Below are 13,806 nucleotides of genomic sequence, written 5' to 3' on the forward strand. Positions count from 1 at the left end.
TCAGCCCTGCTTCGCGGCTCCTCCGTCGATCGTGGGCAGCACCGGGATCGCGATGCGGATGCCCTCCTTGTCGAAGCGGTCCTTCAGGTGGGCCCGGACGGCCCGCTCGACCGCGAACTGCGCCCCCGGCTTCGTCTTGATCATGACCCGCATCGTCACCGCACCGTTCCCGATGCCGACGACGCCGGCGAGGACCGGCTTCTCCAGCAGGTCCGTCCCGTGCTCCGACTCGGTGGCGAACTCCTCGAGGCTGTTCTCCATGACCTCGGTGGCCTGCGGGACGTTGACCGAGTAGTCGAGCGGGATCTCGATCAGGGCGCGCGACCAGTCCTGGCTCATGTTGCACACGCGCAGGATCTCGCCGTTGCGCACGTACCAGAGGTTGCCGTTGAGGTCGCGGATCTTGGTGATCCGCATCGTCATCGCCTCGACGGTGCCGATCGCGTCACCGACGTCGACGGAGTCGCCGACGCCGAACTGGTCCTCGCTCATGAGGAAGAGTCCGGAGAGGAAGTCCTGCACGAGGCTCTGCGCACCGAACCCGATGGCCAGGCCCAGCACGCCCGCGCTTGCCAGCACGGGGCCGAGGTTGATCCCGAACTCGCTGAGGACCATCAGGAACGCCACGCCGAAGATGACGAACGAGGCGATGCTGCGCAGCACGGACCCGATCGTCTGCGCGCGCTGCTCCTGCCGCTTCTGGCGCGCGGCCTCGTCCCCCGAGGCCCTCATGACCAGGCGGCTGGCATTGAACCTCGCCCGGTCGAGCTTCCGGTGGGAGCGGACGATGTTGTCGACCATCCGCACGATGACCCGGCCGAGGACGCCGCGGGCCAGCAGCGCCACCAGGATGATGACGACGACGTTGATGAGTGCGGAGAACATGTCGCCGGTTCGCGAGGTGAACCACTCGACGACGGGTCCGGCCTGCGTGAAGATGCCCGACACAGATGATCCTTCCGTTGTCTCTGCGTGCCAGCGTCTCAACCCCGGAGCCCGCCGTGCCAACCATGAGCGGCATGTCGTTCGTCACGCCGACCGGCACGGTGCACCGACGTACGGCGGCGGCCCGCGACATCACCGGTCACGGGCCGCCGCCGACGTGAGTCAGCCCACCCGGACGAAGACCGAGTTCTCGTCGTAGATGGGGCGCTCGGACAGCGGCTCGCCCGGGGCGTACGCCGCGATGTAGTTGCCGTCACCCGAGTAGATGCCGACGTGGCCGGGCGACCACACGAGGTCACCGGGCTGGGCCTCGCTCTCGGAGACCTGGGTGCCCGCGTAGAGCTGGTCGTCCGTGGTGCGCGGCAGCTCGATGCCGACCTGCGAGTAGACGTACTGCGTGAAGCCGGAGCAGTCGAAGCCGCCCGGCGTGCTGCCGCCGTAGACGTACGGCGTGCCGATGTACTGGCGGGCGATGTCGACGACCTCGCCGGTGGAGCTCTCGACGGTCCCGGTCTCCTCGACCGGCTCGCTGGTGCTCTCCGCGGAGGAGCCCGTCGACCCGCTGAGGGTCGCGCCGCCGGAGCCGTCCGGGATCGTCAGCTCGTCCCCGACGTAGATGGTCGCCGAGGAGTCCAGGCCGTTCGCCTCGACGATCGCGTCGACGCTCGAGCCGTGCTCCGAGGCGATCTCGGACACGGTGTCCCCGGACTCGACCGTGTGGGTCGTGGTGGCCGAGGCGGTCGGCGCCCCGAGCGTGATGGCCAGGCCGGCGGTGGCTGCCGCCACCGTCCCCCGGCGCGCGAGGGTGCCGCCGGGCAGCGTGGACAGGAAGGTCTTCGGTCGGCCCGCCGCCCGGTGGCGTGCGTGCGTGGTGCGAAGGGTCATGTGTTCTCTCCTGGCTGCCTGCGAGGTGGCGCGTCCCCGCCCCTGCCACGTGCTCCGTCGGGATCCGCGGGCGGCGGCAGGGTTCGGCAACCACCCGCGCACTTCCCTGGAGGGATCGGGAAGCCCGTCGACGGTAACCATCACGTCGACTGGATGTCACATTTCGATAACAACGCAACGGTCGGGCGGTCGGCGTTGTGTGTCACAAGGCCCGATGCGCGCTCGTCATGGTGGTGAGACCCTGTGCAAGGAGGACCCCATGACCGTGCGCACCGACGTCGTCGTCATCGGTGGCGGCTATGCCGGCGTGCTGGCGGCCAACCGGCTGACCCAGCGCGACGACGTGACCGTCACCCTCATCAACCCCAGACCCCGCTTCGTCGAACGGATCCGGCTGCACCAGCTCGTCGGTGGGACCGACGACGCCGTGGTCGAGTACCGCGACGTGCTCGCCGACGCCGTCCGGCTGGTGGTGGGCACCGTCACGCTGGTCGACACCGCCGACCGGACCGTGAGGCTCTCGGACGGGACCAGCCTCGGGTACGACTACCTGATCTACGCGGTGGGCAGCGGCCAGGCCGACCGTCGCGTGCCCGGAGCCGCCGAGCACACCTACCCGATCGCGACCCTCGAGGACGCCCAGCGGCTGGACCGCGCCCTGTCCGCCACACCGGCGACTGCGCAGGTGACGGTGGTCGGCGGCGGCCCGCTGGGGATCGAGACGGCCGCCGAGCTGGCCGAGGCAGGCCGACGGGTCACGCTCGTGTGCGGCGGACCGCTCGGGCCGTACCTGCACCCCCGCGGAAGACGGTCGGTCGCGCGGGACCTCGCGCGGCTCGGCGTCACGGTGCTCGACGGCGCGGGCAGCCGCGTGACGTCGGTGACCGGCCGCTCGGTGATCCTCCAGGACGGCCGCGAGCTGGGCGGCGACGTCATCGTCTGGGCGGCCGGGTTCACCGTGCCGGACCTCGCCGCGCGCAGCGGCCTCAGCACCGACGCCATGGGTCGTCTGCTCACGGACGAGACGCTCACCAGCGTGGACGACGTGCGGGTCGTCGCGGCGGGTGACGCCGCGGCGCCGTCGGACGTGCCCTACCGGATGAGCTGCCAGGCGGCCGTCCAGCTCGGTCCCGTCGCGGCCGACACGGTGCTGAGCCGGATCGCCGGTGAGCAGCCCGCGCCGCTCGCCGTCGCGAACGCAGCCCAGTGCATCAGCGTGGGCCGCCGTGCCGGCATCTACCAGTTCGGGCACCGGGACGACACGGCGACCCGGTTCCACATCGGCGGGCGTGCCGGCGCCTGGGTCAAGGAGCTCGTCTGCTCCGGCATCCTCAAGATGGTCGCCCGCGAGGCCCGCAGGCCCGGCTCGCTCACGTTCACCTCGTTCGCCACGGACAAGAGCAGGCGGCGCCGGGTCGAGGCGGCGGACGCCGGAGACGCCCGGGCGACCGAGCACGCCGCGTAGAAGTCCGATCAGCCGGACCCCGGACGGCGCCCCTCGTCGTCGACGCTCGTGCCCTCGGCCCTTGCCGTCGAGGCCGCGTCGTCGTGGCGTGCCGGCGGACCACCGGGCATGCGCAGCGCGAGCACGGATCCGAGCACCATGATGAGCGCGCCGACGCCGAAGGCCATCGGGTAGGAGCCGGACTCCGCGATCCAGCCGGCGACCAGCGGCCCCGCGATCGCACCGAGGTCGGTGATCATCGAGAACACCGCGACGGGTGTCCCGGACCGTCCGCCGGCCGCGTCACCGACCGCTGCGGCCGGTGCGGTGGACAGGAACGCCGCACCGGCTCCGTACACGGAAAGGGCGGCGGTCAGCACCCAGATGTCGGTGGCGAACGAGGCGCCGACCACGGCGCCCGCGCTGACCAGTCCGGCGACGACCAGTGCCGGGCGGCGGCCGACGACGTCGACGAACCTGCCCGCAGGGCCGAGCATCAACGCCTGGACCACCGAGGACACGGTGAACGCGACCGCCGTCCAGGACGGCTCCCGGTGGAGCACCTCGACCACCATGATCGGGATGAGCGAGGACCGGACACCGAAGGAGGTCCACCCCTGGCCCAGGCCGGCGATCGCCGCCGCCTGGAACCGGGCGTCTCGGACCACCACCCGGAACGGCCGGACGTCGCCGGTCGCGGCCGTCCCCCTCCGATCCGACGACCGCAGCAGCAGCGCGCCGATCGCACCTGCGACGAGCAGCACCGCGGCGTAGAAGTAGAACGGCGCCGTCAGCGAGATCGCGGCCAGCACGCCACCCACCGCCGGACCGGCCATGCCCCCGAGCAGGAACCCGCCCATGTACAGGCTCGAGGCGCGGCCGCGCGTCTCGGGCGGGACGGAGTTGAGCAGCAGGGTCATGCCCGAGACGGTGAACATCGCTGACCCGATGCCGCCGAGTCCGCGGAAGACCAGGAACTGCCCGTAGGTCGTCGCGAGCGCGCAGGCGGCGCTCGACGCCGCGACGATGAGAACGCCGGCCACCAGGACGGGCCGCTCCCCGACCCGGTTGACGAACGGCCCGACCCCCGGCGCCGTGACGAGCCGGGCGAAGGCGAAGGCCGAGACCACCGCCGAGGCGGCGAAGGTGTCGACGCCGAAGCTCTTCGCGAACACCGGCAGCACCGGCAGCATCACGCCGAACCCGACGGCGACGGTGAAGGAGATCGCCGCGAGGACGAAGACGCTGCGGGGAAGGATGGTGCGGTCACGCCCGAACCGTCGGAACGGTGCCGCCAAGCTCACGCACTCATCTTGCCACCGGCGCGGCGGAGGTCACCCGGCGGCGAGCGCGCTCCCGACCAGGACGCTGCGCATCATCCGCTCCGCCGCGTCCGTCACCAGCTCCGGGCCGCGTGCGATCGCGTCCTCCAGGGCCATCGGCGAGGACAGGATCGAGGCGATGGCGTCGATCCCGATGTCGTAGACCTCCGAGGCCTGCTTGCCCAGCGTGCCCGCGATGCCCAGCACCGGCTTGCCCTGCAGCTTGGCACGCCGGGCGACCTCGGCCGGGATCTTGCCGCGGGCGGTCTGGAAGTCGAACGCTCCCTCGCCGGTGATGACGAGGTCCGCGCGGGCGATGCGCTCGTCGAGGCCCACATGGTCGAGCATGACCTCGAAGCGTTGGCGGAGTCTCGCGCCGAGCCCACCGGCGAGCCCGGCCCCCAGTCCGCCGGACGCGCCCGTGCCCGGTCCGGCGAAGAGGTCGGCGTCCTCGGGAGCCTGGCCGTCGCGGGTCAGCACACCCGCCCAGGCGTGCAGGGCCTTGTCGAGCGTCTCGACCTGCTCGGGCGTGGCACCCTTCTGCGGCCCGAACACGCGCGCGACACCGCGCTCCCCGGTCAGCACGTTGTGGATGTTGCAGGCGACGTCGATCTCGACCTTCGCGAGGCGCGGGTCGAGCCCGGACAGGTCGAGGCTCGCGACGTCGACGAGCGCCTCGCCGCCACGGGGGAGCTCGTTGCCGTCGTGGTCGCGGATCTCGGCACCCAGTGCCTGCAACGCGCCGGCACCGCCGTCGGAGGTCCCGGAGTCACCGCAGCCGATGAGAATGCGACGCGGCTCGTGGTCCAGGGCCGCGCGGATCAGCTCGCCGACGCCGTACGTCGTCGTCGCGGCGGGGTTGCGGTGGTCACGCGGCACCAGCCGGAGCCCGGCGACGGCCGCCATCTCGACGACGACGGTGCCCTCCGCGTCGCCACCGAGCACGCCGATGTGGCTGTCGACGGGTTCGCCGATGGGCCCGACCGCCCGCACCGGGACCAGGCGGCCCCCGGTCGCGGTGGCCAGCGTGCTCGCGGAGCCCTCGCCGCCGTCGACGAGCGGTGCCTCGTCGACGGACGCGGCGGGAAGCACCCGTCGCACGCCGGCGGCGATGCAGGCGGCGACCTCCTCGGCAGCCAGGCTCTCCTTGAACCCACTCGGTGCGATCAGGACGTGGCGGGGTACTGACATCGGCATGGGTCGTTCCTCTCGTCGGGCGTGGGTCGCGAGCGGGGTCAGGGAGACAGGGGCAGGCCGAGGTGGGGCCAGACCAGCAGGGAGAACGCCAGCACGGTGACGATGTGCACGGGCGCGAGGAAGGCGGAGAGCCGGATCAGGTCGCGCGGCTCGTAGGTCGGGGTCTCCTCGATCTTCGAGAACATCGCCACCGGCTTCGCCGAGGACGTCAGGGTGTGGCAGAAGCCGGCGGCGGCGGTCGAGGCGAAGGCGACCGCCGCGGCCGAGAGCCCTGCCGCCGGGGCGAGGGCCACCACGATGGGCACCAGCACCGAGGACCGTGCCGAACGGGACTGCACGAGCAGGTGCATGAGGGTGGACAGGACGATCACGACCACCAGGTACAGCAGCGAGTTACCGCCGGAGCTGAACGGTCCGAGCAGGCTGCTCGCGACCCAGTCGGCGGCGCCGGAGGACACGAGGGCCGAACCGAGGGCGAGGGTCGCGGCGAGGAAGAGGAGCAACGACCACGGCGCGCTCTTGAGCACGGTGGAGAGCTGGACCGACCCGAACTGGGGCGAGGTGGCCACCAGTGAGCCGACCAGCGCCACGATGGCGGGGTCCACGCCGTGGAGGGACTGGGTGCACCACAGCAGCACCACGGCGCCCAGCAGGAGCGCCGCCCGGGACTGGGCGACCGAAAGGGGGCCGCTCACCGGCTGCTCTCCGCCCTCGAAGTCGCTGACCTCGAGCCCGATCGTGCCGCCTCGCTCCTCGCGGGTCGTGAAGAGCATCAGCACGAGCTCGGCAGCGACGTGCGAGGAGACGACCGCCAGCGGGAGACCGAGCAGGAGCCACTCGGCGAAGCTGATGCCGTCGCCGGTCGCGGTCTGCAGCACCTGGCTGGTGACCAGGTGTGCCCCGGCGCCCAGCAGGGAGCCGACCGCGGAGAGCAGGATGACGGTTGGGAAGAGCAGCGCGACGGCGCGCACGAGCCGTGGCCGGTCGCGCAGGGCCGTGGCCAGTGCGATGAACACCGGGACGGCGAGCGCCGCACGCCCCGACGTGGAGGGCACCGCGAAGGTCGTCACGACGAGACTGGCCGTCAGCAGGTGGAAGAGCTGCCGGGGTGAGCGGGCGGCGACGATCACGAACACGGCGGCGCGCGTCGCCAGGCCGGTCTGCGTGACGCCGGCCGCGATGACGAACGCGCCCAGCAGCAGCCAGACGGTGTCGTCACCCAGCGTGGCGAAGAAGTCCTCCGCCGGCAGGGACCCGGTCAGGACCAGCGCGACGGCGGCCCCGAGGGAGACGTAGGTGTCGTCGAGATCGGTGAAGATCCACGCCCAGACCGCCGCGACGAAGATGCCGACAGTCACCTGGCCTTCGGGGCTGAGCGGCTCGGGACTGCGTTCACTGATGAGCTGCACGAGGAAGCCCAGGGCGACGGCCCCCAGGATCACCAGCACGATGCGGCGGGTCGTCGGTCCGCGGAGCAGGGCCGGGATCGTCACGACGGCCGGCGCCGACTCCCGCGCCACCGCGCTGGGTGGTGTGGTCGAGTACGTCGGGCGCTCGCCCGGGGGTCGCTCGCCCGGGGGCCGGGTCTCGGTCATACCCTCACCTCGCCGGTGCCCTCGAGGGCCCCGGTGTCAGCCTCCGGGCCGGCCAGCGGCACGTTGAGCCCCACGCTGCACCGGCCGGGCTCCGACGTGTCCACCCACGCCGTGCCCTGGTGCGCATCGGCTACGGCACGGACCACGGCCAACCCGAAGCCCGGCACCGCCGTGCGGCGGTTCTCGTCGGGTTCGGAGTCGTCCGGCTGGTCCAACGACCTGCCGGTGTCGCTGAACCGGTTGAAGATGCGCTCCGCCTGCTCCGGGTCCAGGCCCGGACCGTCGTCCGTCACCCAGATGGCAAGCTCGCCGTCGCGGGTCCGGGCGCCGAACCGCAGCGCCGTACGATTCCGGGTCGCCTGGAGGGCGTTCCGGGCGAGCCGGACCACCGCCTCCTCGAGGAGATCGGGATCGACGGTGCCGGTCCCCTCCGCGCGAGACTCGACCGCCCATTCCGTCCCGGTCTCCTCCTCGATGCGGCCGGCCAGCCGCGTGGTCAGCTCACCCAGGTCGACCGGTCGACGTTCCGCGTAGCCCGGCCTGCCGGCGTCGGCCAGGGTCGTCAGGTCTCGCAGCACCGTCCGCATGCGGGCGATCTCGGCATCACGGTCGGGCGACGACGGCGTCTGGCGCTCGAGCCGTTCCAGCGACGCGTACATGTGCCCCGCCGCCACCCGGGCGAACCGGCGTTTCGCCGTGAAGCTGCTGCTGATCCGGTCGAGCATCGCGTTGAACGTGGTCGCCAGCGCGGCGACGTCGTCCCGTCCGGAGGTGTCGATCCGGCGGTCCAGGTCGTGCTGGGTGATCTCGGCGGCGGCACGGCGCACGGCTCGCACGGGTCCCAGGATCTGGCCGGCGACGGCCCACGCCACGAGGGCGGTCAGCAGCAGACCTCCGATGCAGACGCCGGCGACGACCTGGACCTCTCGGTCCACCTGGTTCAGGCCTTCCTCGGTGGTCACGGCGACCACGAACCAGGCGCGCTGGCCGGAGGGATCCTCGATGGCGACGGCTCCCCATCTGAACGGGCTTCCGTCGAGCTCGGACGTCCCGGAACGGGCCCCGGACTGGACCATGTCGCCCACGTGTCCCGGAGCGGCGGTCAGGCCCACCGGGTCCGGTGCCGTGTGGGTGATGAGGGGGGCTCCCGCCCGGTAGGGCACGTAGCCGAGCATCACCTGGTCGTCCTCGGGGAACTGCTGCTGCAGGTGTGCTGCGATGAGCTGGACCGGACCGCTCGTCGAGAGGTCGTACTCCTCGGCGAACGTCATGAACTGGTCGATCTCCTGCGTGACGTCCTCGTTGGCGCGCCGCTCGACCGCGGCGACGCTGGTGTTGCGGATGGTGATGACCACCGCGACGAGGCCGATCGCCACCGTGAGGAGGATCCAGGCGACGATGCGGAGCCGCGCCGGTAGGTGACTCCCGACCGGCGTGCGCTGTTTTGCCGGCGAGGTGAGGACGGCCGTCACGTCAGTCGTCCTGGTCGTCCTCGTCGTCGTCGACTTCGACGTCGTCATCGTCGTCGTCGTCGTCGTCGACCTGACCGTCGGTCACGGGGGCGCGGGGCTCGACCCGGACCGGGTCCGACTGCTGGCCGCCACCCTGCCGGCCGTCATCCTGCTGGTCGTCGCCCTGCTGGTCGTCGCGCTGCTGGTCGTCGCCCTGCTGGTCGTCGCCCTGCTGGTCGTCGCCCTGCTGGTCGTCCTGCTGCGGCGACCGCTGGTCGGCGTCGCCGGGCCCTGGGTCGGGCTCCACGCGGGAGCCTCCAGGTGCCGGGTCGCTCGCCTCGCCGTCGGCCTGCCCGACGGCGATCACCTCCGCCTCGATCGTGGGCGCCCCCGGCCGGGCCGCAAGGGCCTGGCTCGCCACGCCGAGCGCGAGCGGCACGCCCAGCACAAGCACCAGCACGAGCACGCGGCTGACGATCTTCATCGTGGTCCTCCCCAGATCCCGGTCCCGCTAGGGGGCACACCCTAGGCGCAATCGATGAAAATCAGATGAAGGACTTCCGTTAGTCCTAGTCAGCGCGGTTGCAGGCGCACGGCGGCGCGGAACGTGAGTGCCCCGGCGACGATCGTCACAGCCATTCCGAGGAACGCGCCCGGGTAGCCGAGAAGACCGGTGACCCATCCGATCACGACGGCGCCCAGGCCGATCCCGCCGTCGTAGGCGGCGTTCCACACGGTGCTGGCGACAGCTGTTCGGGTAGCGCCCAGCCGGTCGACGGCGGTGACGAAGGAAGCATTCTGGCAGGCGCCGAAGCCCGCACCGAGGACGGCTGCGCCCACGATGAGGACACCGGTGCTCTCGTACCTCAGGGCAAGGCCGATCGTGCCCATCCCAGCGCCGGCCATCACCACGGTCGGGAGCAGGAGGCGGTCCGAGCGGAGGCGGTCCCCCAGGAAGCCGGCTGCCAACCTGCCCACCAGGAGAGCGACCGAGGCCCCCAGCAGAGCCAAGGACGCAGCACCCGCTCCGGGGCTTGCCACCGGAAGGAACGTGCTCGCGGCACCGAACGCCGCGGCTGTCGTCAGGAACAGCCCGATCGGTGTGAGTGCGCTTCCCGCGTCGCGAAGTGCCGCCACCGTGAAGGTCCCGCGGAGGGCGGCCGGCAGGGCGGCGGCCAGCACACCGGCGAGCAGGGCCGAGCATGCCGAGACCCAGAAGACAACGGCGAAGCCCCAGCCCTCGGCGGCCCACACACCGCCGGCGAGCGCGGCGAGGTTCGGCAGTGCCGCGGCCGCGCCGTACAACGACGCCGACGAGGAGAGCCTCCCTTCCCCGGCGAGGCTCGCGACGAGGGTGGCACCGGCCATCACGACCAGCGCGAAGCCGATGCCTCGCGGCACCGTGACCCCGAGGACCCAGCCGACGTCCGGCGAGAGGAGGTACAGCGGGGCCGGCGCGCCGAGCAGGATCGTGCCGGCGATCATCATCGACCGCAGGCTGAGGAGACGGAACAGCCACGGTGCGCTCACCTGGGTGAGGACGGTGGCCGTCATCATCACGGCCGTCGTCAGGCCCACGAAGAGGCTGCCGGCGCCGCCAGCCGAGACCCACATCGGCACGACGCCCAGGAGTGCCGCGTAGTTGACGAAGGCCAGGAACGTCACCGCCAGCAGAACCCTCAGCGCCCCGAGGTCTCGGCGAGCAGGCGATACCACGCTCTGCTGGTGGCGCTGCTGCGTCCGGCACGAGCGGCTCACGCTCCCACTCTCCGGCCCGACGGCGTATCGTGTCCAACGATGATTCTGGATGTGATCGATCGCGAAACACAATAGGGCTGGTCGGTCGATGGAGACTCGACTGCTTCGGAGCTTCCTTGCCGTGGCACGGCTGGCCAGCTTCACCGAGGCTGCCGACGAGCTCGGGTACACCCAGTCGACGGTCACGAGCCACGTCCAGAAGCTCGAGCACCAGCTGGGGACGCGCCTCCTGGACCGCCTCCCCACCGGTGCGCGGCTCACCGACGCCGGCACGCGGCTGATCGGACCGGCCGAGGACCTGCTCGTCGCCGAGGAACGTCTACGTGCCACCGTCGCAGACGGCGCGCGCCCCGCCGGCACGGTGCTCGTCATGGCGCCCGAGTCGTTGTGCACGTACCGGCTGCCCGGCGTCGTCACGGCCGTGCACGATGCGGAGCCCGCGGTCCAAGTGTGGATCACCCCGGGCGGCATGGCGGCGTGCCTGGACGCCGTCCGCCGCGGCACGGCCGACGTCGGCCTCTGTATGGAACCTCGGCTAACGCCGGGTGAGCTCACCGCCGAGCGACTCGGTGCGGAACCGTTGGCCCTCCTGGACCGGCCCGGGTCCGCCCTGGACTCCGACGCGACCACCTGGGCCGATCTGGCACGAAGTGACGCGCTCCTGATCGAGGAAGGCTGCGGCTACAGCGACGACGTCGCACGGCGCCTCGCCACGACCGGCGAGACTCCCGGGAGACGGTCCCGCTTCGGGAGCGTCGAGGCCATCAAGCGCTGCGTCGCAGCCGGCCTGGGGTGGGCCGCGCTCCCGGTGATGGCGGCCGACGACGAGATCCGCGCGGGAGTGCTGCGGGCGCTGAAAGGCCCGGCGCTGCCGGCCTGCGACGTGCACGTCGTCACCCACCCGCGGCGCCATCGCAGCCCTGCCGTCGAGGTCGTGCTCAAGGCGCTGCAGGCCACATGGTCAAGCAGCGCTCGGAGCTGACGGAGACTGACCTGTCGCCAGCCTGCCGGCCGTACGAAACGTACGGTGCAACACGATGAGCGACGACGCCAGCTCCGAAGTGACGCAACACCGGTCGCAGAGGATCCACTCCGCCTCGGCCACGGAGATCTCCTCGTGACGTCCGAATCCAAACCAGCACGGCGCACGATCCGGTCCGGTTAGAGTTCCGCCGATCACCACGGACGACGGCAGGGACAACGTTGACGACTACAGGTACGCCAGCCCTTCACACGCGCCGCCGTCCGCGTCTCGGGGCGTCCCTGCGCCGCGTCCTCACGGGGCTCCTTGCTGCCGGTGCCATCAGCGTCCCCGCCCTCCTCGCACCGAGCGCCGCGGCGGACGTGGGGCTGGCCGAGACCTCCCACAACCGCTTCGTGGTCGAACCAGGCGACACCGCCGTGAGCGCGACGGTCACGACGACGGTCCGGAATCTCCTCACCGACGGCCGCTACTACTACTCCTACGGCATCGTCGTCCCGACGACGGCCTCGGGCGTGCGCGCGGTCAGCAACGGGCAGGAGCTCACGGTCACCCGATCTGCGTCGGACTCCGCCGACTTCGAGTACGCGACGGTGGATTTCGCCCCGTTGCATCACGGCAACAGCCGCACCATCGAATGGAGCTACACGATCGAGGGCTCCCCGGTGCGGTCCGCTGACATCACCCGCGTCGGTGACGGCTACGCGACCTTTCCCGTCTCCGGGTTCGGCGACGCGGGCCAGGTGACGATCGAGGTCCTCGTGCCGCTCTCGATGCGGCTCGCCTACACCGACGCCGACATCACGTTCACGCAGTCCCGGAGCGGCCAGACCGCGACCTACACGGCTGACCTGGACACGGTCGGGGACGGCATCTCCGCATTCGTCTCCGCCCGTGACCCGCAGAGGGCGGACGCCCGGACTGTCGAGGTGGATGACATCTCCCTGTCCCTGCTCTCGTTCCCGGGTGACGACGCCTGGGCCACCTTCGTCGAGGAGCACATCACTGCGGGTCTGCCGGTCCAGGAGGAGATCATCGGCACGCCGTGGCCCGGTGGTCTCCAGACGATCCGTGAGGACGTCTCCCCCACCGTGCTCGGCTACGCCTGGTTCGATCCCCGGGCGGAGGAGATCGTCGTGCCGGAGACCCTGGACGCCTCGACGCTCTTCCACGAGCTCGGACACGCGTGGTTCAACGGCGAATCGTTCTACGAACGCTGGCTCTACGAAGGGCTGACCGAGAGCGTCGCGCACCGCGTGCTGGAGGCGACCGGGACGGACGGCACACCCCGGCCCCGGCCTGACCGCAACGATGCGGCAGCACTGCCACTGAACTCATGGAACGAGCGTGACGAGCAGTCTCCCGGGTACGACCCTGCGCAGGAGGACTACGCGTACGCCGCCTCGGCCGCGGCCGTGGACGACCTGCTCGCTGACCTCGCCGCGAAGACAGTCGCCACGGTGCTCTCGGCTGCAGTGGCCGGTGAGAGCGGATACGAGCGACCGGGGTCCGACGGCGCCGTGCTCACGGACTGGCGCCGGTTCCTCGATCTCGTCGAGATCCGGGGCGGCAACGAGGAGGCCGCCTCGGTCATGCGGACCTGGGTGGCCGACCCCGAGGACGCAGCCCTCCTCGACGAGCGCGCCGAGGCCAGAGACGTCTACGTCCAGGTCGACCAGGCCGACGCCGGATGGCAACCACCGGCGGGAATCCGAGGAGCGATGACGGCATGGCGATTCGATGACGCCACCTCGGCGCTCAGCGAGCTCGGCTCGGCACCCGCGGCGGCAGCGTCGGTGCAGGAGGCGGCGGCACGAGCCGAGGTCCCGGTACCCGAGGCGGTGCGGGACATCTACGAGGACGCCGAGGAGCCGGGCGAGTACGCGGCCGCCGAGGCGACACTTGCACGAGCGGCCGAGACGATCGAGCTGGTCGGAGAGGTGACCGCCGCAGCGCGCGTCGACCGCGATCCGGTCACCGAGCTGGGTGAGGCCCTTCTCGGCGTTCCCCGGGTGGCCGCGTCCGCCCGTCATGATCTCGCCGCGGGTGACCTCGACGGAGCTGCCGTGCAGTCCGACACGGCGCAGGACCGGGCGGGGTACGCGCTGGTGGCCGGCTCCGCCGTCGTCGTCGCGTTGCTGGTCTGCCTGGCTGTCGTCGTGGCGAACGGCTACCGCCTCGCACGCGCCCGTCGAGTCACCCGACACCCGGGGCGCCGCTAGGTCGC

General features: G+C 71.7%; 11 protein-coding genes. 3 read left to right on the top strand and 8 right to left on the bottom strand.

Features of this window, described 5'->3' with window-relative positions:
• Positions 1-948 carry a mechanosensitive ion channel family protein gene (locus ACFQQL_RS01905; protein ID WP_382390699.1) on the bottom strand — a complete coding sequence of 316 codons (948 nt, stop codon included), beginning with the start codon at positions 946-948 and terminating at the stop codon, positions 1-3.
• A 159-nt stretch (positions 949-1,107) separates the two neighbouring features.
• Positions 1,108-1,830: a C40 family peptidase gene (locus ACFQQL_RS01910; RefSeq protein WP_382390701.1), complete on the bottom strand. Its 723-nt coding sequence runs from the start codon at positions 1,828-1,830 to the stop codon at positions 1,108-1,110.
• A gap of 259 nt (positions 1,831-2,089) precedes the next feature.
• Between ACFQQL_RS01910 and ACFQQL_RS01915 the strand changes: the two genes are divergently transcribed.
• A complete protein-coding gene (locus ACFQQL_RS01915) occupies positions 2,090-3,295 on the top strand; it encodes an NAD(P)/FAD-dependent oxidoreductase (RefSeq protein WP_382390703.1) in 1,206 nt (401 codons plus the stop codon).
• A gap of 8 nt (positions 3,296-3,303) precedes the next feature.
• Here ACFQQL_RS01915 and ACFQQL_RS01920 read toward each other — a convergent pair whose 3' ends face one another.
• From ACFQQL_RS01920 to ACFQQL_RS01945, 6 genes are all read right to left on the bottom strand, one after another.
• Positions 3,304-4,578, bottom strand: coding sequence for an MFS transporter (locus ACFQQL_RS01920; protein ID WP_382390705.1), 1,275 nt, complete (start codon positions 4,576-4,578; stop codon positions 3,304-3,306).
• Positions 4,579-4,608: 30 nt separating this feature from the next.
• Positions 4,609-5,793, bottom strand: a complete 1,185-nt coding sequence (locus tag ACFQQL_RS01925; RefSeq protein WP_465253985.1) for a glycerate kinase family protein — start codon at positions 5,791-5,793, stop codon at positions 4,609-4,611.
• A gap of 38 nt (positions 5,794-5,831) precedes the next feature.
• Positions 5,832-7,388: an SLC13 family permease gene (locus ACFQQL_RS01930; RefSeq protein WP_382390709.1), complete on the bottom strand. Its 1,557-nt coding sequence runs from the start codon at positions 7,386-7,388 to the stop codon at positions 5,832-5,834.
• The gene (locus tag ACFQQL_RS01935) at positions 7,385-8,860 is read right to left on the bottom strand and encodes a sensor histidine kinase (RefSeq protein ID WP_382390711.1); all 1,476 of its coding nucleotides are present in this window, start codon (positions 8,858-8,860) and stop codon (positions 7,385-7,387) included. The genes ACFQQL_RS01930 and ACFQQL_RS01935 overlap by 4 nt, the downstream gene beginning before the upstream one ends.
• A gap of 1 nt (position 8,861) precedes the next feature.
• Positions 8,862-9,323, bottom strand: coding sequence for a hypothetical protein (locus tag ACFQQL_RS01940; protein ID WP_382390713.1), 462 nt, complete (start codon positions 9,321-9,323; stop codon positions 8,862-8,864).
• A gap of 89 nt (positions 9,324-9,412) precedes the next feature.
• Entirely contained in the window at positions 9,413-10,597 is a 1,185-nt protein-coding gene (locus ACFQQL_RS01945) for an MFS transporter (protein WP_382390715.1), read from the bottom strand.
• A gap of 88 nt (positions 10,598-10,685) precedes the next feature.
• Here ACFQQL_RS01945 and ACFQQL_RS01950 point away from each other — a divergent pair, with 88 nt between their 5' ends.
• Both ACFQQL_RS01950 and ACFQQL_RS01955 read left to right on the top strand, forming a co-directional pair.
• The gene (locus tag ACFQQL_RS01950) at positions 10,686-11,579 is read left to right on the top strand and encodes a LysR family transcriptional regulator (RefSeq protein ID WP_382390717.1); all 894 of its coding nucleotides are present in this window, start codon (positions 10,686-10,688) and stop codon (positions 11,577-11,579) included.
• Between the two features lie 419 nt (positions 11,580-11,998).
• Positions 11,999-13,801 carry a hypothetical protein gene (locus ACFQQL_RS01955; protein ID WP_382390719.1) on the top strand — a complete coding sequence of 601 codons (1,803 nt, stop codon included), beginning with the start codon at positions 11,999-12,001 and terminating at the stop codon, positions 13,799-13,801.
• The last annotated feature ends 5 nt before the right edge of the window (positions 13,802-13,806 follow it).

It is taken from the genome of Georgenia alba, from assembly GCF_042665525.1.
Taxonomy (GTDB): Bacteria; Actinomycetota; Actinomycetes; order Actinomycetales; family Actinomycetaceae; genus Allobogoriella; species Allobogoriella alba.